The sequence below is a fragment of the Enterococcus sp. AZ078 genome, assembly GCF_051714985.1.
GTDB classification, from domain to species: domain Bacteria; phylum Bacillota; class Bacilli; order Lactobacillales; family Enterococcaceae; genus Enterococcus_B; species Enterococcus_B hirae.
In genome coordinates, this window is sequence record NZ_JBIOSW010000001.1 from 125,245 (window position 1) to 145,162 (window position 19,918).

General features: G+C 35.9%; 22 protein-coding genes and 1 pseudogene. 17 read left to right on the forward strand and 6 right to left on the reverse strand.

All coding sequences use genetic code 11. The features are described from left to right. Nucleotides 1-87: 87 nt before the first annotated feature. The 5 genes from IGJ18_RS00610 (at nt 88) to IGJ18_RS00630 (ending at nt 5,197) form a co-directional block, all read left to right on the forward strand. On the forward strand, nt 88-1,038 hold the full coding sequence (locus IGJ18_RS00610) for an ABC transporter permease (RefSeq protein ID WP_010736816.1): 951 nt from the start codon (nt 88-90) through the stop codon (nt 1,036-1,038). Then, nucleotides 1,031-1,987, forward strand: a complete 957-nt coding sequence (locus IGJ18_RS00615) for an iron chelate uptake ABC transporter family permease subunit (protein ID WP_409534684.1) — start codon at nt 1,031-1,033, stop codon at nt 1,985-1,987. Before IGJ18_RS00610 ends, IGJ18_RS00615 begins: the two co-directional genes overlap by 8 nt. Continuing rightward, nucleotides 1,984-2,739 carry an iron ABC transporter ATP-binding protein gene (locus IGJ18_RS00620; protein WP_228197267.1) on the forward strand — a complete coding sequence of 252 codons (756 nt, stop codon included), beginning with the start codon at nt 1,984-1,986 and terminating at the stop codon, nt 2,737-2,739. Before IGJ18_RS00615 ends, IGJ18_RS00620 begins: the two co-directional genes overlap by 4 nt. A gap of 21 nt (nt 2,740-2,760) precedes the next feature. Then, the gene (locus IGJ18_RS00625; RefSeq protein WP_081128351.1) at nt 2,761-3,714 is read left to right on the forward strand and encodes a siderophore ABC transporter substrate-binding protein; all 954 of its coding nucleotides are present in this window, start codon (nt 2,761-2,763) and stop codon (nt 3,712-3,714) included. A gap of 277 nt (nt 3,715-3,991) precedes the next feature. Next, a complete protein-coding gene (locus IGJ18_RS00630; RefSeq protein WP_438842723.1) occupies nt 3,992-5,197 on the forward strand; it encodes a hypothetical protein in 1,206 nt (401 codons plus the stop codon). 325 nt (nt 5,198-5,522) lie between these two features. On the opposite strand, the gene IGJ18_RS00635 is transcribed toward IGJ18_RS00630, so the two are convergent. Next, complete coding sequence (locus tag IGJ18_RS00635) at nt 5,523-5,819, reverse strand: hypothetical protein (protein WP_010720399.1); 297 nt, start codon at nt 5,817-5,819, stop codon at nt 5,523-5,525. A gap of 237 nt (nt 5,820-6,056) precedes the next feature. Between IGJ18_RS00635 and IGJ18_RS00640 the strand changes: the two genes are divergently transcribed. The 3 genes from IGJ18_RS00640 (at nt 6,057) to IGJ18_RS00650 (ending at nt 7,980) form a co-directional block, all read left to right on the forward strand. Beyond that, complete coding sequence (locus tag IGJ18_RS00640) at nt 6,057-6,626, forward strand: GNAT family N-acetyltransferase (protein ID WP_010720398.1); 570 nt, start codon at nt 6,057-6,059, stop codon at nt 6,624-6,626. A 72-nt stretch (nt 6,627-6,698) separates the two neighbouring features. Next, nucleotides 6,699-7,055, forward strand: a complete 357-nt coding sequence (locus tag IGJ18_RS00645) for an iron-sulfur cluster biosynthesis family protein (RefSeq protein ID WP_438842724.1) — start codon at nt 6,699-6,701, stop codon at nt 7,053-7,055. A gap of 25 nt (nt 7,056-7,080) precedes the next feature. Continuing rightward, entirely contained in the window at nt 7,081-7,980 is a 900-nt protein-coding gene (locus IGJ18_RS00650; RefSeq protein ID WP_438842725.1) for a metallophosphoesterase, read from the forward strand. A gap of 159 nt (nt 7,981-8,139) precedes the next feature. Here IGJ18_RS00650 and IGJ18_RS00655 read toward each other — a convergent pair whose 3' ends face one another. Beyond that, the gene (locus IGJ18_RS00655) at nt 8,140-9,276 is read right to left on the reverse strand and encodes a hypothetical protein (protein WP_438842726.1); all 1,137 of its coding nucleotides are present in this window, start codon (nt 9,274-9,276) and stop codon (nt 8,140-8,142) included. Between the two features lie 153 nt (nt 9,277-9,429). After that, nucleotides 9,430-10,164, reverse strand: coding sequence for an MIP/aquaporin family protein (locus tag IGJ18_RS00660; protein ID WP_010720393.1), 735 nt, complete (start codon nt 10,162-10,164; stop codon nt 9,430-9,432). Nucleotides 10,165-10,478: 314 nt separating this feature from the next. On the opposite strand from IGJ18_RS00660, the gene IGJ18_RS00665 reads away from it, so the two are divergent. From IGJ18_RS00665 to IGJ18_RS00690, 6 genes are all read left to right on the forward strand, one after another. Continuing rightward, nucleotides 10,479-10,895 (forward strand): CidA/LrgA family protein, encoded by a 417-nt coding sequence (locus IGJ18_RS00665; RefSeq protein WP_010720392.1) that lies wholly within the window; start codon nt 10,479-10,481, stop codon nt 10,893-10,895. Next, nucleotides 10,888-11,589 carry an LrgB family protein gene (locus IGJ18_RS00670; protein WP_010720391.1) on the forward strand — a complete coding sequence of 234 codons (702 nt, stop codon included), beginning with the start codon at nt 10,888-10,890 and terminating at the stop codon, nt 11,587-11,589. Before IGJ18_RS00665 ends, IGJ18_RS00670 begins: the two co-directional genes overlap by 8 nt. A gap of 63 nt (nt 11,590-11,652) precedes the next feature. Beyond that, nucleotides 11,653-13,188, forward strand: coding sequence for a helix-turn-helix domain-containing protein (locus IGJ18_RS00675; RefSeq protein ID WP_161652145.1), 1,536 nt, complete (start codon nt 11,653-11,655; stop codon nt 13,186-13,188). After that, a complete protein-coding gene (locus tag IGJ18_RS00680; protein ID WP_010720389.1) occupies nt 13,178-13,399 on the forward strand; it encodes a DUF2829 domain-containing protein in 222 nt (73 codons plus the stop codon). Before IGJ18_RS00675 ends, IGJ18_RS00680 begins: the two co-directional genes overlap by 11 nt. Beyond that, nucleotides 13,396-14,157 carry a 3-oxoacyl-ACP reductase gene (locus tag IGJ18_RS00685; protein WP_161652143.1) on the forward strand — a complete coding sequence of 254 codons (762 nt, stop codon included), beginning with the start codon at nt 13,396-13,398 and terminating at the stop codon, nt 14,155-14,157. Before IGJ18_RS00680 ends, IGJ18_RS00685 begins: the two co-directional genes overlap by 4 nt. 192 nt (nt 14,158-14,349) lie before the next feature. Further along, a complete protein-coding gene (locus IGJ18_RS00690) occupies nt 14,350-14,859 on the forward strand; it encodes a QueT transporter family protein (RefSeq protein WP_161652142.1) in 510 nt (169 codons plus the stop codon). Between the two features lie 327 nt (nt 14,860-15,186). Here IGJ18_RS00690 and IGJ18_RS00695 read toward each other — a convergent pair. The 3 genes and pseudogenes from IGJ18_RS00695 to rpsD form a co-directional block, all read right to left on the reverse strand. Further along, nucleotides 15,187-15,339 (reverse strand): annotated as a pseudogene (locus IGJ18_RS00695) (transposase); the annotation flags it as partial. A gap of 244 nt (nt 15,340-15,583) precedes the next feature. Beyond that, the gene (locus tag IGJ18_RS00700; protein WP_010736828.1) at nt 15,584-16,132 is read right to left on the reverse strand and encodes a biotin transporter BioY; all 549 of its coding nucleotides are present in this window, start codon (nt 16,130-16,132) and stop codon (nt 15,584-15,586) included. Between the two features lie 324 nt (nt 16,133-16,456). Further along, nucleotides 16,457-17,068 (reverse strand): 30S ribosomal protein S4, encoded by a 612-nt coding sequence (gene rpsD / locus IGJ18_RS00705; RefSeq protein ID WP_010720384.1) that lies wholly within the window; start codon nt 17,066-17,068, stop codon nt 16,457-16,459. Nucleotides 17,069-17,515: 447 nt separating this feature from the next. Here rpsD and IGJ18_RS00710 point away from each other — a divergent pair, with 447 nt between their 5' ends. The 3 genes from IGJ18_RS00710 (at nt 17,516) to IGJ18_RS00720 (ending at nt 19,911) form a co-directional block, all read left to right on the forward strand. Further along, nucleotides 17,516-18,151 (forward strand): DNA alkylation repair protein, encoded by a 636-nt coding sequence (locus tag IGJ18_RS00710; RefSeq protein WP_438842728.1) that lies wholly within the window; start codon nt 17,516-17,518, stop codon nt 18,149-18,151. A gap of 21 nt (nt 18,152-18,172) precedes the next feature. Next, nucleotides 18,173-18,946 (forward strand): HAD family hydrolase, encoded by a 774-nt coding sequence (locus IGJ18_RS00715; RefSeq protein ID WP_438842729.1) that lies wholly within the window; start codon nt 18,173-18,175, stop codon nt 18,944-18,946. Nucleotides 18,947-19,113: 167 nt separating this feature from the next. Beyond that, complete coding sequence (locus IGJ18_RS00720) at nt 19,114-19,911, forward strand: TIGR00282 family metallophosphoesterase (protein WP_010720381.1); 798 nt, start codon at nt 19,114-19,116, stop codon at nt 19,909-19,911. The last annotated feature ends 7 nt before the right edge of the window (nt 19,912-19,918 follow it).

Here is a 19,918-nt window from a genome sequence, read left to right on the forward strand (position 1 = left end):
GTTTGAAAGGAAAAAAAGCGGTTGCTTTTGTTCATCTGTTCACTTAGAATAAGAATGAGAATCATTATCAATTACAGGAGGGATTTGATGCGCTACGGTTGGCTCATAGGGTTGTTAGGTTTACTGACTATCAGCTCATTATTTATTGGTGTCTCAACGATTCAAGTAATTGATTTGCTTCAATTCAAAGGACAAAGCACGCAATTGTTTCTTGCCACTCGTCTGCCACGAACGGTTTGCCTGATCCTTGCAGGAGCAACTAGCAGTATTTGTGGCTTGATCATGCAACATTTGACGCAAAATAAATTTGTTTCGCCTACCACAGCTGGAACGATGGATAGTGCAAGATTGGGTATTTTAGTGGTGATGCTTTTTTTACCAAATGCACCGTTGCTTTTACGTTCATTTACCGCTTTTTTGTTTGCTTTTGGTGGGACACTTTTATTTCTTTTTTTGGCACAAACGTTACCTCAAAAGAATCAACTGATGTTACCATTGATCGGTGTCATGTTAGGTAATATCATCGGCTCCATTGCCACTTTTTTTGCTTATCAATTTCAATTGATCCAAAATATGTCTTCTTGGTTACAGGGGAATTTTGCCACGATTATACGTGGAAATTATGAATTGCTTTATGTAACCGTTCCATTATTAATCGTTATTTCTTTCTTTGCTTATCGATTTACGATTGTTGGATTGGGGGAGTCATTTGCGGTCAATTTAGGGATTGACTATAAAAAAATGCAGTTACTAGGGATCGGTCTCGTTTCTTTGGCTAGTGCGATTGTTTTGATCATGGTGGGAAGTATTCCATTTTTAGGGGTAATCATTCCAAATATCACAGCCCGTTTATATGGAGATCAAGTACATAAAACAATTGGTATTACTGCATTGTTGGGAAGTGTTTTCTTACTTTTTTGTGATATCGTTGCTCGCTTGGTGATCTACCCTTACGAAATCCCAGTAAGTGTGATCGTGGGGATCTTCGGGGCAATTATTTTTCTCTATCTGTTGGTTAGGAGGAAAAAATATGCTTAAAAAAAGGGGCGTATTCATTGGACTGTTGCTTCTTGTCCTCTTAGTGATTATGAGCTATTTAACGATCAACACTTATGGAAATTGGCAATTTGCTTGGGCCTTACGGAGTAAAAAAATCGTTGCTTTTTTACTTGTTGCGTTAGCCACCAGTAGTGCCACGATCAGTTTTCAGACAATTACCCAAAATCAGTTTCTGACACCCTCAGTATTAGGACTAGATTCTCTCTATGTCTTAGTTCAAACGGTCCTTTTCTTTGTCGTTGGGGGTGTGACCATGCTTCAGCAAACAGGGATTGGCTTTTTTTTGACAAATATTGCGTTAATGGTAGGTCTGAGTCAATTACTCTTTTTCTTTTTACTGAAGAGAGGGCAAACGAACTTGTTTTTGCTTTTGATGACTGGTGTCATCTTAGGGACTTTATTCAGCAGCATTAGTACATTTCTACAAGTGGTGATGGACCCAAACGAATATGATTTATTACAAGGGAAATTATTTGCTAGTTTTGGGAACATCCCTAGCCATTATCTAGTACCAGCAACTATATTGATTAGTGGTACATGGCTCTTTTTGTTTTATAAAAGTCGTTATTTAGACGTTTTTCATCTAGGGCAAGAGCAGGCAATCAATTTAGGAATCGATACAGAGCGATTTCAATTTTTAATCCTGTGCGGTGTCAGTCTTTTAACAGGAACAGCAACGGCATTAGTAGGACCATTAACTTTTTTAGGTTTTATTGTAGCGAATGTTAGTTATCGATTATTTGCGACTTATCGGCATCGAGAGTTGTTTTTAGGTAGTTTTTTGGTTGCGTTACTGTTTTTGGTGGGGGGACAACTGCTGGTTGAACAAATTTTTAAATGGAATACCACTGTCAGTGTCATCGTAGAATTTTCAGGAGGACTGTACTTTATGATCAAACTGATTCGAGAAAGGAAGACAATTGGATGATCGATTTAAAAAAGGTCAATAAAAGTTACCATGACAAACGGGTAGTCAAAGATGTCGATGTCTCTATCCATGACCAAAGATTAACGGCTTTTATTGGTCCCAATGGTGCTGGTAAATCAACGGTTTTATCCATGATTAGTCGTTTGATTGCGAAAGATACTGGGGAAATCTATCTTGATCATAACGAAGTGAAAGCCTGGCGATCAAAAGAATTAGCTCAAAAATTAGCCATTTTACGCCAATCAAATGGCATTAGTATGCAAATCACAGTGGAAGAACTGGTAGAATTTGGGCGCTTTCCTTATACGAAAGGCAAGTTGACTACAAAAGATCAACTAATCGTGGCGGAATCTTTGCAGCACTTAGGTTTAACCTCCTTAAAAAACCAGATGATTCATACGCTTTCGGGTGGGCAATTACAACGAGCTTATATAGCGATGGTGTTAGCCCAAGATACCGATTATATCTTACTTGATGAACCGTTAAATAATTTGGATATGAATTTTGCTGTTCAGATCATGCAAATTTTACAACACTTAGTTCGAGATTTAGGGAAAACGATCATTATTGTGCTTCATGATATCAATTTTGCAGCAAGCTATGCGGATGAGATCATTGCCATGAAAAATGGGGAACTGTTTATTCAAGGAGCCACCAATGAAATTATCCAAAAGAACATCTTAGATGAATTATATGAAATGGACATTCGAGTTTGCGAGATTGAAGGACGCAGATTCTGTCTTTATTTTTAAAATAGCAGAAGGAGAATCGGAATGAAAAAATTAGTTGTCAGTTTTTTATTAGTAGCAACAGTAGCGTTAGCAGCATGTGGTAGCAATGCGGGGAGTACTACGACAAATACGAAAACCAGCGGCGGAGAAGTTCAATCTTCTTTGACCGTAAAAGACAGTAACGGTGAGAAAATTGAAGTTAAACAAAAACCTCAAAAAGTCGTCGTCTTTGATAATGGTTCTTTAGATACTTTGGATGCATTAGGAGTGGGGGATAAAGTCGTTGGTGCGGCCACGAAGAATTTACCAGACTATTTGGCAAAATATAAAGAAGTGGATTCCGCAGGCGGACTTAAAGAACCTGATTTAGAAAAAATCAACCAAATGCAACCTGATTTGATCATTATCTCAGGTAGACAAAGCGATTATCAAGAGGAATTAAACAAAATTGCGCCTACTTTATATTTAGCTGTTGATTCAAGCAAGCCATGGGAATCGATACAACAAAATGTTCAAACCTTAGGAAAGATTTTTGATCGAGAAGATCAAGCCGAGGCAGGACTTACCGATTTAACTAAAAAAATCAATGAGATAAAAGAAAAAACAAGTAATCTTGATCAAACTGCGTTAGTGACGTTAGTCAATGAAGGACAATTATCCGCCTATGGTTCAGGATCACGCTTCGGACTTGTTCATGATGTCTTTGGTTTTAAACAAGCAGATGAACATATTGAAGCTTCTACTCATGGACAAAGCGTCTCTTATGAATATGTATTAGACAAAAATCCTGGTATTCTTTTTGTGGTAGATCGTACGAAAGCGATCGGTGGCGATGACAGTAAGGATAATGTCGCTGCGAATGAGTTGATTGCACAAACGGATGCAGGTAAACATCATAAAGTGATTTCGCTACAGCCAGACGTTTGGTATCTAAGTGGTGGAGGCTTAGAATCCATGAAATTAATGATTGAAGATGTTGCTCAAGCCTTGAAATAAAGTAAAAACGAGATGGGACGATTGTTATCGGTCTCATTTTCTTTATATATAAAAAAATATTAGATTCTATAGATGGTGGAGTAATCTTTTTTATAGTCATAACGGGATGTGCTCATATTTATGTAAGCTTAGAACAACTATTTCTTTCTTGAGGAAAAAATTAATGAATATTATATCTTCAACTATGCTATATTTGTTAGCAACTCCCACTAATGAATCGAATAAAGTTTTTTAAATTATTCATCTTAATCTCTACATATGAAAGGAATTGAATTATATGGATGATTATCAACGTCGTTATGAGCTTTTAGCCCTGACCTTAGGGTTAAAACATAATACCAACTTATACTATAGAATGGAAGATGCTGTCAAAGAGTACAAGAGAGACGGTGATACTGGCACAGAGGACGAAGTGATGCTACTTTCTACCTACAAAAAAATGATTGAACAGGATACTGATAGGTTCTTTATTGATGAAAATAGGAAAGAACACATTCTTTCGTCATTAACAAAAACACTAGATTTTTGTAATGCACCAAGTACTACTGCATCGTTACAAATACTGGAAAGTCTTAAAACAAATGATCCTACGTCATTTTTGATTGTACCACTTGCCTATCCTCTTTATTCTGGTAAAGGACATTGTTCTGGATTAATAATATATAAACATGGAAATTGTTATGACGTAGTAATGGTTGATAAAGCGAAACTATTTAATCATCAATTTCCTGTTGGACTTGTAACCATCTATGCTGAAAGAATAGATCAGCTTAATCATGTACTTTATTTAAGTAATAAGTTTGCTCTACCAACGATACAACCTTTCGAAGAATTAAAGAAATTAGTTCACATATCAACAAAAAAGTGTGTTTCTAGGCTTAACGTTGATATGTCACCTCAAAATGTTGGAAACTGCGTTGTTAACGAGGTAGAATCTACACTTAAAGTAGCTCTTTTTAACTGTCAAAAAAGTATTCTGTCATATTCTCATTCTAAACCAACATTGAGACCTAAATGGAACTCTTGCCCTAATTCAACTTTAGAGATGAGAAAACGATTTCTTAAGGCTTTGAAAACTAATAAACATGAACAAAATAAGTCTTTTGACTATATTTTTAACAATTATTATCTGAAGCGAAAAAATCATCCAAAAAATGTAAAATTACAACAGAAGATGATGAAATTAGAAAAAATACGAAGTCAAAGAAAAAATAATATATATAAAAAAATAAAATACATAGTTTTAAAAAGAAGATATAACAATATTTATAAAAGAAATTGGAGGCTTTATAAACGGAATAAAATTGTTGAAGAATTTAAAAAAGATTCTCGTATTGTAGGAATCAACAATGAACAAATGCCACCTTCTATACCTCAATTAAAAAAAATGGGAGATATTCTTACCTTACCTAGACAACAAAGAACTGAGCCTTCGTTACAATCATATGTTGTAAAGCAAGAGAAATACTTTTCTAGAACATAAGCTTGTTTAATAAAAGTACATTTTTTTTTAAGGAAGATTAATGGTTATGGATTTGTATATAGATATATATATTTAGAAGATTTAAATAGGAGAAAAAATGAGACTGTCAGAAAATAATCTGTCAGTCTCTCTTTTGGTTATAAAGCAAGCTATTAGTAGCATTTAGGGAAGTCTGTCTTCAACATAAATTCATTTTCGACTTCATAAGGATTAATTCTAGGTTGATGCTGGGTAAATAATCGTGTGAAAAATTTTTTTATCATCTCGTTCGCCTCCTATGGTGTTGATAAGGATACTAAACGAAACATAAATAAAACTTAAATTTTTATCCTTTTGTTTCAGCTAATGTTTGGTAATTTAAAATTGTCATCGTACGATAAAATTCAGCCGGTAAATGTGCCCACCGTTTTAACAATTGGGAAAAATAACTTTTTCCGGCTTTGATTTTATACTCACCTAGTACCAAGCCAAAAGAAGGCATTAGTTTTTTTGATAATTGTTTAAATGTCGTGAGGGCTTGTTCTTTATCCTCGTTGACAAATAAGGTTTTTACTTCAATATAAGATCCTTCAATATTTTGGGTTTCTTCAATAAAATAGATTTTTTTCGTATATTCTCTCATAGGAACTCCTCCGATATCCATTGTATTTATTGGTTATTTCAACGATAACGAAAAGATGTTAATAAAACGTGAACAAAAAATTATTCTTTTTCAAGCAATGATTAAGGATTTTTTATTTTGAACTTTCCAGTCCTTTATTTTAGGCAGGTTTAAGAATTCTTTCGACGGAAGTAGTTGAAAGTTATAACAAATTTCGCTACAGTTAAGAAAACGAAAAAGCAAAAGGTGAGGATAGCGATGGAACAATTGATCAATCGAAATTTGGTTTTTGCGCAACATCAACGTATTGAAACAGAGCGCTTGATTTTACGCCCCGTTACATTAAATGATGCAAAAGACATGTATGACTATGCTCATGATGAAGAAACGACACGGTTTGTATTTCCAACACATCAATCCGTTGAAGATACGAAAAACAGCATCGCTAATTATTTTATGTCAGCACCTTTAGGGAAGTACGGTATTGAATTAAAAGAAAATCAACAATTCATCGGGACAATTGATTTAAGAGTACAAGAAAATGAAGATAACGCAGAGATCGGATATGCACTGAATAAGAACTATTGGGGAAGAGGATTTGTTCCAGAAGCGAGTCAAGCATTGATAAAATTAGGATTTGAAGAGTTAAACTTGGTTCGGATCTTTGCTTATCACGATGCAGAAAACCCTAAGTCGGGGCGTGTAATGGAAAAACTTGGGATGAAAAAAGAAGGAATCATCCCTGATGCAAGGCGTTTCAAAGGAAAAATCGTTTCAGTTGTCTTGCGAGGATTGACACGACAAGAATGGCAAGCAGGTAGAAGTTGATAAAGGTGTAGCATAAACAAGTTAGTTGCATCTGAGTTGTAAAATCATTAAGCTAAGTTTGAGGTGATAAGAATGGAATTATTACTAACAAATGAAGCAAAAGAAAAATTATTAGCACAACAAAATGAAGATGAACAGTTATTACTTGATATTGAAGACGGAGATGGTCCTTTTGCCGACAGTCGAGTAACTTGTCAGATTGATACATCCTTTCGTTTGATTCTCGTAAAGAAAGAGACAACAAAAGATTTGAGTTTATACTCTGTCAAAGTAGAAACAGCTGTTGGACCAATCTACATCAAAAAAAGTGCATTGATGTATCTAGATGATCCGACGACAATTGCAGTTGAACCGACTTATAAGAGTTTACAGTTAAAAGGCCCCAGTGGATTACTAAAAGGTAATCTTCAAATCATACATCACGAGTAGAAAATAGGAGACAGAAGGTAAGCGTATGGGAAACTTGGCAATTATCAGCGATTTACATGTAGATATCAATCAGTTTAGTGAACAAGAATGGCTGATTTTGTGGAAGGTTCTCACAGACAAAGGGATCACACGGCTTCACTTAGCAGGAGATGTGGCGAATAAAGTCGATCTTTGCCAAGCAGTTGTTGAATTTTTTGCCAAAAAAGGAATTTCTACAACGTTCAACTTTGGGAACCATGAATTGGCAGATGTTGAGGGAGAAGAAATGATGAATCATTTCCCGGATTCTCACTTTTTAAATGAACGATATCTGGCGTTGAATAAGCAGACAGTCCTACTTGGGATGAATGGTTGGTATGATTATCAATTCTCAGAATTAAAAGAAAATAAACAAATTCTGCGCATGAAGAACCTTTACTGGTATGATCGTTTTATTAAACGAGAGGGAACTGACATTGAAGTCAACGCTCGAGTTCTGATAGCAATGAAAAAGTTACTAGACCAGTTAGAAGCAAAAAAACTGGACGTTATTTTAGCGACACATTTTGTTCCTAAAAAAGACTTTATTGTCTATCAAAACGCTCCATACGAACGCTGGAACAACTTAAATGCTTTTTTAGGTTCCGCTTCTTTTGGACAACTATTAGATCAATACGATAATATCAAACAGGTTGTTTTTGGACATACCCATCGTCGTTTTGAAGATAAAATCATTCATGGTACCCGCTATAGTTGCCGTCCTTTTGGCTATTATTATGAATGGCAATTGACGAGGGAGTTTGTACGAGAAAATCACTTGATCGATAGTTATCATCCCATGAAGTTACGCACGCTATTACGAAAACACGACCCAGAGTTTAATCGCTACCGCAATGAACATTTGTACGAAGAGTTTGCAAAAGCCATGACGACCATTTCTTATTAGAAGGGTTGTCATGGCTTTTTATTCCATTGTCAACGAGTGATATCATTTTTTGAAAATAGGGTTAGAACGGTCACGGTCTAACTATTTATTGCGGAGCTAGGCGCTCGTTTATTTTTTCTTGTTGAGCACAATCGGATTATTGATTTCACATTATCCCCTTTAGCGAATGAACTCATCTTTTGGCGTCCTTTTTTCGGTTCTTAATCCGTTAGCTATCCTATTTTTTTCGTCAGTTATTTTTTCAAAAATATTGATCATATTTTTGGTATTGCCAGCTTTTGGATACTTACCCATTTTCGGATCTGCTATAATTGCTTTGTTTAAGTGTATTGGTTTCTCTACTTTTGAAAGGTTACTAGAAGGCGTTTCTTTGAAGATTTCTTGAATTTCTGGATGATCGGCAAATATTTTTTTGTATATTTCATGTATTCTTTTTTTTTCTGTCGTTGTTAAAGGCGAATGTTCATCATTCGCTCGTTTTCTCAATTTGTAAATTTCAAAGAAATAATCAGGAAGAGGAGATTTTATGTATTTTGATTTGATCACAGTTAAAAAACGTTTTTGCATCTCCAAAGTGGACTCGGGAACATCACTCCATTTTAATTTTTTTTTACCTTGTGAAGCAAGAAGGTCATGGCGGCAATGTAAGAGCGCAGTTTTTGCAGTAGCTTCTATTTCTTTGACCACACAATTTCCTTCTTTTTGTTCATGCATCGTATAGTCTAGTGACGAAAAGCTGTTAGAAGAGGAATGGTCAATAATTCTGTACAGAATATCATAACAAGTTTCGAGTTTAGGATGATCTCTCTGTGCAAACAATTCTTTACAAAGGGGAGCCATTTTCTCCGAAGGAATTTTAACCATATTTACAGATGAGTTTGACAGGTGCTTCCTTTTATCCACTAGAATAATTCTATAGTTTTTCGTTTCTTTGTAGATGAGTGCTCCGGAAACATGACCACTTTTTTTATTTTTCTTTATACTATAAGATAAGGGCAAAAGAATAAAATCTCGAGGATCATTTGAAATCATCCGCTTTAAAGTATGAAAAAGTTGTGTGTGACGAGTAAAAGAATAGAAATCCTTGCTTCGGTTGAGTGACTGAATCATTTTTAATTTGTCTTGCTTACGTACAAAAAATTCTTGTTCATCTTGTTGGATCATTTTAATATAAATAGAAAATAAAAGTGGGTAATTCACTTTATCATCTTCCGGAGACCATCTATTATTTTTCTTTAATGATAAAGAAAGAGCAAATATATCAAGATGTCGTTGAAGCTCTGTTTCGTAAGGCATAGGAGTTCCTCCATTTATAAAATAAATAGTAAAGTCTGCAATTTATTTTGCGTTCTTTGCATAGTATGACATAGGTTAAAAGAGGACAGAAATCAATTTTTTCTCCAAATAAAAAAACTTGGAATCGAAGTGATTCCAAGTTTTTTTGATAAATTAAGCCATAAATAAGAATTTGTATAAGAAGACAGCAACGATACCAGCACAAATCGGTGCAACAACAGGTACCCATGCATAACCCCATTGTGATGAACCTTTATGTTTTAATGGTAACAATGCGTGGACTAAACGTGGTGCGAAGTCACGTGCTGGGTTCAAACCAGGTCCAGTAGGTCCGCCGAGAGAAGCAACTAACGTCCATACTAAGAAACCAAGAGCTAAGTGTGCTGTACCAAGATTGTCTTGGAAGAAAGGTGCTTTAGTAATTCCTAGTGCACCAAAGAATAAAACAAATGATCCAAAGAATTCATTAACAAAACCATTGAATTTAGAACCAACACTGTTGATTGTTGAGAAAGTACCTAATACATGGTTTACATCGTCTGTTTGATCATAATAAGGTTTGTAGCAAGCTACAACGATCAATTGTCCAATTGCGGCACCAATCAATTGAGCAGCAATATAAGGTAATACTTCAGCCCATGGGAATAAACCATTTGAGGCAAGAGCAATTGTGAACGCTGGGTTAATATGATTTCCACTGATACCACCAAAAATCATTGCTGGCATCATTACACCACAGCCATAACCTACAGCGATCAACATCCAGTCACTTCCATAACCTTTTGTTCCTTTTAAATCTACGTTTGCTACAGCACCATTCCCAAGAATGATTAATAAAGCTGTACCGATCATTTCCGCCACAAGACGGGTCATAAGTGAATAATCCATATATACCTCCAAAATTTATAAAAATGCAAAAAAAAAGAAACAACAACACAATAGGTGTAGTGCTTCGCATCCGACGTTTTTATTGGTCATAAATAAGTGCAGATAAAAAAATGATTTCTATGTATAAAAGAAATCTGACCAACTTCCAAAACAACGTATGGAACTTTCCCACAAAACACCAACCTTAATTATAAATATACCAAAAAAAAACGATTATATTTTTCAAATATTGTACTTTAGAAACAGCACAATTTGAAAATTTCAGAAAAATATTGTTAGTAAAATGAAAGCTAACAATAAGGAGTGTTTCATAGATGAAATTTTTTCAAGAATTTTTTATTATCCTCTTTTTCTCAGTTTTAGGTGAAGGAACTCGTGTATTGTTCCATTTACCAATTCCTGGAAGTATCCTAGGTATCTTATTTTTGTTCCTAGCTTTTGAGATGCGACTAGTAAAGCCTGAGCATTTAGGAGGAACAGGTGATTTTTTATTAAATAATTTAACGATTTTATTCGTCCCGGCAGGGGTAGGTTTACTTGACTATTTTGGTGATATTGCGACAATTTGGCCTATTTTATTAGGTGCGGTAGTGATCTGTTCGATCGTAACGATGGTCGTAGCAGGCAAAACGGCAGAAGTAGTAGAAAAAATGTTACAATCTGTTCAATTGAAACAAACAAGTAGCCAAAAGTTGCAGAAAATCAAAAGGAAGGAGCAACAAATTGACTGAATTTATTCGTAACCCATTATTTGGATTAAGCTTAACGTTAGGTGTCTACGTATTATCAGATAAATTTTTACGCAAGTATAAATTGCCGATTATCAATCCGTTAGTATTGTCTATTTTAGTGATCATTCTTTTTCTTCATTTTTCTGGAATCAGTTACCAGGATTATAATGTGGGTGGGAATTTTTTGACCATGATGATCACGCCAGCAACAGTTGCATTAGCTATTCCTTTATATAAAAATTTTCATTTGTTAAAAGAAAATTTTTTCCCAGTCATTGCGGCAATTTTAGCGGGGATCGTAGCTAATTGCTTAGTCAGTGTGGGTATTGGCTATTTATTTACATTAAAAAAAGCGATGGTCATTTCTCTGCTACCTAAATCAGTGACAACAGCGATATCTGTTGATCTTTCTCATACGATGGGAGGAATCAATGCGGTCACGCTTGCAATTGTTGTTTCTACTGGTATCTTTGGGTCGTTGATCGCTACTCATATCTTTCGTCTTTTTAAGATCAGCAGTCCGATTGCTAAGGGGGTTGCGTTAGGAAGTACCTCTCATGCGATTGGTACAGCAAAGGCAATCGAATTGGGTGAGATCGAAGGGATTATTTCAGGCTTAGCCATTGGCGTCAATGGCATGCTGACCGTCTTTTTATTACCATTATTATTTCAGTTTTTTACTAACCTGTTTTGATGTTGTTTCCCAGGATTTATGCTACAATGAAAAAAACGTTCTAGCATAAAGGAGTGGTAAAAGTTGTATTTGTCATCTGAATATTTAAAACGATTTGATAAAGACCTTTATTATAAAATTCTCCTGCTGGAAAGTTTCGAGGATCATCAGTGGCACACGATTGCTGAACTGGCACAAACAGTCCAATTAGATGCAAGAAGTGTCGCTAAGTACTTAAACGAATTAACAAAAAATTACCATCAGTTCAACGAGAGCTCTCAAACATTGTTTATGAAAACCCCTCGTTCTGGCTATTCCTTTTATGATACGCTTGATTCTATCGAACATGAGCGTTTTTTGATTTTTCTCGTGCAAAGTACGCTGAAATACCAGCTATTGCACGATATTTTTTTTGAAGAGTTTCATACGATCTATCAATTTGCTCAAAAACAATATATCAGCGAATCAACTGCGCGTCGAAAAATCAACGAGTGGAGAGAACAATTAAAAAATTACGGGATTTATTTACAACGTGGGACTTATGTGGTGCAAGGAGAAGAAGAAATCATCCGGCTTTACCTTCACATGACGTTTTGGCAGTTGTTTCGTGGGAAAATTTGGCCTTTTGTAACGATTTCACAATTAGATGTGAAAAAAATTGCTGAACAAATCATGGCTTTTTTCAATGTTCGCCTTAATGAGATCAAAAAAAGAAGACTAGAGTATATGTTAGGAGCTTTCTTCTTGCGTAAATCTCAGAAGCATTACGTATCGTTAAACGAACGAAAGCGACAACTGATTACTGATAATCCTATGTTTCAAAAATTTTGTCATTGGATGCAACCAGTGTTTCCTAACTATTTTCAAAATGAAGAAGAATTAGGTGCGTTATTTTTAGTTTTGATGACACGAGAAGAGTACTATACGGATGAAGACATCCGAGAAGAAATGTTTGCTTTCCATCGAAGGAGACAAACACCACCCTACCATGCACTTTATGAAGCAAAAGAAGCATTAGCTCTCTATCAAGTGGAACAAGGATTGTCAGAAGAACCCTTAACAAAAGAAGCTGAAACCTATCTTTTTAGTAGTCATTTATTTGCCTATCTTTTTCCAGAAGCTAAGGAAACCATTGATGGGAACGACAGTGACTTTATAAATCATTTGATAATCGAAAATAGTGAAATTATCCAGTGGCTCGATTTGTTTTTTGAGACCGAGCAAAAAGTGGATCAGCTAGCATTTCAAAATACGTCTTTTTTGATGGGGCGGTATTTAACGGTTTTAAAGACAATGGGTGCATTTACACCAAAGTTACCGCAGATCACGATTCTTTTGATGACAGATTTCCCTCTGTTTGAAGAGCAGTTGTTAATAGAAGACTTACATCGTTTTTTTCGAAATGTTTATTGTTTGAAATTTTTACCAACAGATTATCGGGGACGAGAAGTTGATTTATTACTTTCAACGAGCAAAGTGCATCGTAAGCCATGGTCTGATTTAGAATACTTTATCGTGACTGGAGAGTTACAGTTAAACGATTATATCCAATTGTACCAAAAATTTGTGTTGATCCAAGACCGAAAAGACAAAGAAAGGAACGAAATAAATGACATTTGAAGAAATTTTACCAGCATTAAAAAAAGGGAATAAAGTAATTCGAAAAGGTTGGAGTGGTTTTGAATTGTATGTCGTTCTTGTTTCAGGAGAAGAATTTGACGGTTGTCCCGTTACCCCTTACTTTTTAATCAAAACAAGTGACGAAGGATTTTCCAGTTTTGCGCCTACAGTCTGTGACATTTTAGCTGAAGATTGGATCATTGTGGAATGAAAAATAGATACAGTGATCTAACAGAGAAAGTTGTTTTTGTCACTGGAGCAGCTTCAGGTATCGGACAGGCACAAGCTAAAGCCTTTTTAGAACAAGGTTCGCGGGTGTTTGGTTTTGATCAGCAATTAGGCCGAATGGACGATCTATCCCAGCAATTTTCTGAAACCTTTGCTTATTTTTTAGGTGATATCACGGATTACTCATTATTAAAAAAGGCGATTGAACAGTGTCATGAAACGTTTGGAAAAGTTGCGATCTTGCTGAATACAGCAGGAATTTTAGATGAGTACCAGCCATTGTTGGAAACAGATGAAGCTTTATGGGATCGAGTGTTTGCTGTTAATGTCAAGAGTATGTTTCAGCTGACGCACTTGATCCTTCCAGACATGCTTGAGGAAGAAACAGGGACAATCATCAATATGGCATCAATTGCTGGCTTTGTCGGTGGTGGTGGCGGGATTGCCTATACCAGCGCAAAGCATGCGATCGTTGGTTTTACGAAACAATTAGCATTAGATTATGCTTCTCAAGGTATTCGTATCAAAGGGATTGCGCCAGGAGCAATTCAAACACCTATGAATGCAGCTGATTTTGCAGGAAATGGTGAGATGGCAGAATGGGTGGCGAATGAAACACCTGTTAAACGGTGGGCGCAACCAGAGGAAGTTGCTGAATTAACGTTGTTCTTGGCGACCCCTCAAGCAAGCTATATCCAAGGGACGATCATTCCAATCGACGGTGGTTGGTTATTAAAATGATTTTGTCTTTTTTATTGTTTTCAGATAAGCTATGATTAGCGAATTTATTCGCACTACGGCACTTCAGTTGGAAGTCAATTCCCATCCTTTGGTCGTAGTTATTACCAAGAGTTGAGAGAGACGAGATCTTTTGTGGCATTTTTGACCACAAGGATGATCGATTGTATCACGACCTTGTAAAGGAGAAAGAATATGGATCAAAAGAAAATTCGTTCTACTAATCGTTTTGCCACAGCAGAAATTGCTCGAATGGCACTTGTAACAGGCTTATATGTGGCAGTTACATTCGTGTTGTCAGTTATCAGTTTTGGTGCCATTCAAATACGTCTTTCCGAAATGTTCAATTATTTGTCGCTCTATAATAAAAAGTATATTTTGGCTATCACGCTAGGTGTTGCTTTAGCCAATCTTTCCTCTCCATTGGGATGGATTGATGTAGTAGTTGGTAGTATCAGCACCTTACTCGTCTTATTGATTAACTATGAGATAACAAAACGAGTAAGAAACATGAAAATAAAAATGGTGATTACAGCTTTGGTCTTTGCATTTTCTATGTTTACAGTTGCTGGACAATTGAAGCTATTCTATCAATTACCCTTTTTCTTCACTTGGGGAACTGTTGCTTTGGGTGAGCTAGCTTCCATGCTAGTGGGAGGAGTCATCATTTATTGGGTCGGACAAAAAGTAGATCTAAAAAAATAAACGACGATTTAGCTAAGTCTAAAAATAGAAGATAAAAAAGCTTACGATTGAAAGCTTTTAGATTGAAGGGACTGGGACAAAAGTTGTCTCAGTCTCTTCTAGTATCTCTAAAAACGAATAAACGGTGAGACAAAAGTAGCATCTTCGGAAATAAGCCGAAATTTACCAAAAATTTGAGAAGCAATTTTCGGAAATTCCTTCTTATTTCTTGATGCTGAACACTTTTGTCTCAACCTCTTTTTTATATGTCTATTTTCAAAAACAAAAGAAAAATTTGTCTTCTTTTCTTTAGAAAAATACTCTTTTTTCGCTTGATATTTTTTGATTTAGCTTTTTCATATTTAGACAAGCAAAAGTAAGCCCGATTTTCATGTGTATTTTTACAATTCCTATTTGATTGGTATAACGTAATCCATGAAATTCTTTTGTGGTGCTGAATATTCGTTCAATCGTTTCTTCTCTTTTTTTATAGAGATCTTTAAACTTACTTTGTTTTGAAAGCATCGGGTACAGCTCCAATTTATCGTTCTGTTTTAACGTATAAAAAAGACAAAGCACTATAAATAAGTACTTTGTCTATAGTCTGAAAGCTTACGATTGTAAGCTTTTTTTATTTATCAACAATTCAAGGAATTTAGGTAATGTCACAATCAGTTTGAATCAGTGACAATTTTATTTAAAAAATTGTCGTAAAGGAATACAACGTAGTAGTTGTTTTGTCTAGTTATTTATCCATACTAAACAACTGAAGTCGAGACAAACGTTTTTTTAGAAACAGACCTACCGAAGCGGCAGCAATCGATTTGATTGCTTCAGGGATTATAAAAGGAAGAAATCCACTTAAAAATGCAGTGTGAAGAGAAAGACTGCTACTGATCATTAACCAAAGCATGCCACAGCATAATGCGGCTGCTGAACCAACTAAGTTTGCGGATATTGTCAGAGGATAGCGAGAACCGACTTTCTCCATGATAAATCCAATTAGCCAAGACTGGAGGATAAAACCAACTAGATAGCCACCGGTAGGACCGAATAATACACCAATCCCTCCAGACATCCCCGAGAAAACAGGTAACCCAATAAGACCTAATAAAAGATAGATCAAGACGGAGACAGTTCCTGTTCTCTTACCAAGGAAAGTAGCAGTTAAACCAATGGCAAAAGTCTGTCCAGTCAAAGGAATTAGACCTAGAGGGAAAGTGAATTGTGAAAGAACGGCAATGATCGCTGCAAATTCTGCAGCAAGAATGAGTTCTTTGAGTGATTTTGTCATAAGTTCTCCTTTGTTAACCGTTTTTATTTTCTAAGTTAACGAAATTGTATAAGAAAAATTATTTTTTGTAAAGTATATTTTTTAAATAAACGAAGTATTCCTTCAAAATATTAGTCTATCTTCCTTTGAGGATAGGTTATATGTTCAGTTAAACATTGTTTCATTTTGAACTTTTTGGCAAGTCTCAACATATGATTCCAGGAGAGTTACACGGGCGAATCAAATTCAAATAAAGAAGAGAGCTAGAAAAGAGAGAGGGAAATCTACATAAAAAAAGCCCAACTATCGAATAGATAGTGGGCTTGTAAGCCAAAGCTTTGAAAATTATAGGCTTTGGTTGTAGTATTCAACGACAAGAGCTTCGTCGATTTCTGGATATAGTTCGTCACGTTCTGGTAAACGAGTTAATGAACCTTCCAATTTTTCAGCATCGAAGCTTACGAATGCTGGACGACCAACAGTTGCTTCAACAGCTTCTTTGATTGTTGTCATGTTTTGTGATTTTTCACGAACTGAGATCACTTGACCAACTTCAACGTGGTATGAAGGGATATCAACGCGTTTGCCATCAACCATCACATGACCATGGTTAACTAATTGGCGAGCTTGACGACGAGTAGTTGCAAGACCTAGACGATAAACAACATTGTCTAAACGTTGTTCTAGTAAGATCATGAAGTTAACCCCGTGTTTACCTTCTTTGATTTTGCTAGCTTTAACGAACAAGTTACGGAATTGACGTTCGTTCATTCCGTACATGTGACGTAGTTTTTGTTTTTCAGTTAATTGCATACCGTATTCTGATTGTTTGCCACGGCTGTTTGGTCCATGTTGACCTGGAGCGTAAGGGCGACGTGCTAATTCTTTTCCTGTGCCTGATAATGAAATACCTAGACGACGAGAAATTTTCCATGATGGTCCTGTATAACGAGACATTAAAATTTCCTCCAATAAAATAAATTTAGTTTTTGGAGTAAAATAATCCGATAAAAAATTCATAATCGTGTAGTCCATTCTTCAATCTTCACCTTTGCAGCCGCGGTTACGCAATTGAACCCGAATCGGGGCAATGAACTAGGGACGAAATTATTATTTTTCCGCTGCATTATTTTACACAAAGTCCAGTATAAGGGAAACAAGGTGAAACTGTCAAGTACGTTTCTCTTTAAAAACGCTTTACAAACCTTGTTTCACTCTATAAAATAAGAGGGTATCTTTTAAAAGCATGAAAAATAAACGTACCAATCTTAAAAAGAAATAAATGAAGGATCATGCTTGTGTAAGCACAGCCTATTTTCAACCTACAGAGCCACTAAAAGGTAGTGACAGTGATTTTTCAGCTGTCACCTAAGATACGGGCTTGATTTTTCAAGGAGGACTGTCTTGGAACTTTTAGTTTTTCAAAAAAATGAAGAAAAAGCACATCCAATGGAAATGTATATGAGAAATCAGTTCTCATTTGCAGGTGTGCCCAAACCAGAACGTTGGAAATTGCAACAAACACTTTTGCGTGAAAGCAAAGTGCTTGATGTTCCAGACCTTTTTTTCCTTGTTTTCTATTATTATGAAAAAAAAGAACGGGAGTATCAGTACCTGGCGATTGATTTGATTCAACAAAACATCAAACGTTTATCATTGGATGAGTTGGTCGAATTGTCTGTATTGGTACCGGAAAAAGCATGGTGGGATACGATTGATGCTTGGCGGAAAGTTTATGCTACATGGTGTAAACTTCATATGGAACAATTAGAGACGGTTTCTCTTTTGTTTGAAAGAAAAGAAGATTTTTGGCTTCGGCGAATAGCAATTACGTTACAGTTAGGATTTAAAGAAGCTACCAATCAGCTGTTGTTGGATCGAGTGATTACTGAAGATCGCTTCTCAAAGGAATTTTTTATTCAAAAGGCGATTGGGTGGGCATTGCGCGATTACAGCAAGACAAATGTTTCTTGGGTAAAAGAACAATTGACAAAAGAATGGTCTGCTTTGACAAGAAGAGAAGCAAGCAAGTATTTATAAGAAAGTGAGTCGACTAAAAAAATGAAACGTAAATTATTTGCTTTTGATATTGATGGGACGCTACTGGACACAAATAAACAAGCATTAGACAGCACAAGAGAAGCCTTGGATAAGTTACGTAAAGCAGGACATTTGGTAACGATTGCTACTGGGCGTAGTCGTTTCCATGCGCAAGAGGTTATCCGAGAACTAGCATTTACAAATTATATCTTATGTAATGGCGCTGCTGGATTTTTAGATCATGAACAAGTTTATAAAAATTTGCTTGACCGTGAACAATTAGACAATTTTGTCAAAGAAGCACAAGATAAAAATATCGATACTGCTTTTGTGAGTCTAGATAATATCAAACGTTATTCTTCCAATCATGTAGGAATGATGGAAGAGGCAATGCATTCTTTTGGTGCTGTTTTACCTGAACTTGATCAGTACTTTGTGGAAGAACAAGATATCTATCAAGCTTTAGCATTTTTTGATCAGAATTACGATCATCATTTTTCTAGTTACGATAAGATTCGATTTGTTCGTTGGCATGAAAAAAGTGTGGATGTTGTTCCACATGACGGTTCAAAAGCAGCCACGATTTTACACCTAGCAGAACAAGTCGGAATTGCGCAAGAAGATATCATTAGTTTCGGTGATGGCCAAAATGACCGGGAGATGCTGCGTATGTCAGGCATTGGTGTTGCAATGGGAAATGCAGTTCCAGAGGTACAAGCAGAAGCGAAGTTGGTTACTGATACAAATGATGAAGATGGCATTTGGAAAGCATTGAAGCAACTTTCCATGATTTAAATAAACAAGTATAATCTAGGATAGTAAAAAGAACTAGTTGGAGACTGACTTCAGCTAGTTTTTTAGTAGTTTCAGATGAGGGTTACGCAGAGGATTTTTCTGCCCTTTTCTTTCTACAAAAAAACAACTATAATATAGAATGATGTTAAAAGAGAAGAGGAAAACGTGTGCGGGTTTTATTTATTGGTGATGTAGTAGGTTCAATGGGAAGAGATATGATTACAACCTATCTTCCTCGTTTAAAAAAGAAATATCAACCACAGGTCACAATCGTAAATGGAGAAAATGCAGCTTCTGGAAGAGGAATAACTGAAAAAATTTATAAAAAGTTTTTACAAGACGGTGTAGATGTTGTCACGATGGGCAATCATACTTGGGACAACCGAGATATTTTTGAATTTATCGATCAAGCAAAAAAAATCGTTCGTCCAGCAAACTTTCCTGAAGGAACGCCAGGTCAAGGAATGGTATTCGTGAAAGTCAATCAAGTAGAACTAGCTGTAATCAACATGCAAGCACGTTCTTTTATGGTCGACTTAGATGATCCGTTCCGCAAGATGGATCGCTTGATCGCCGAAGCAAAAAAAAGAACGCCAATCATTTTCGTTGATTTTCATGGAGAAACGACAAGTGAAAAACAAGCCATGGGATGGTTCTTAGATGGAAAAGTCTCAGCGGTCATTGGGACCCATACGCATGTACAAACCAATGATGCTCGGATTCTACCGCAGGGAACTGCCTATTTAACTGATGTAGGTATGACAGGTCCTTATGACGGAATTTTAGGTATGCGCCGAGAACCAGTTATCGAAAAATTTTTAACAGCTTTGCCGAAACGTTTTGAAGTCGTTGAACGAGGACGAGGTATTTTGAGTGGCTGTTTACTGGAATTTGACGATGCAACTGGTAAAGCGAAAACCATACAATTAATCCAGATCAACGAGGACCGTCCATTTTTAGAATAGAAAGTGA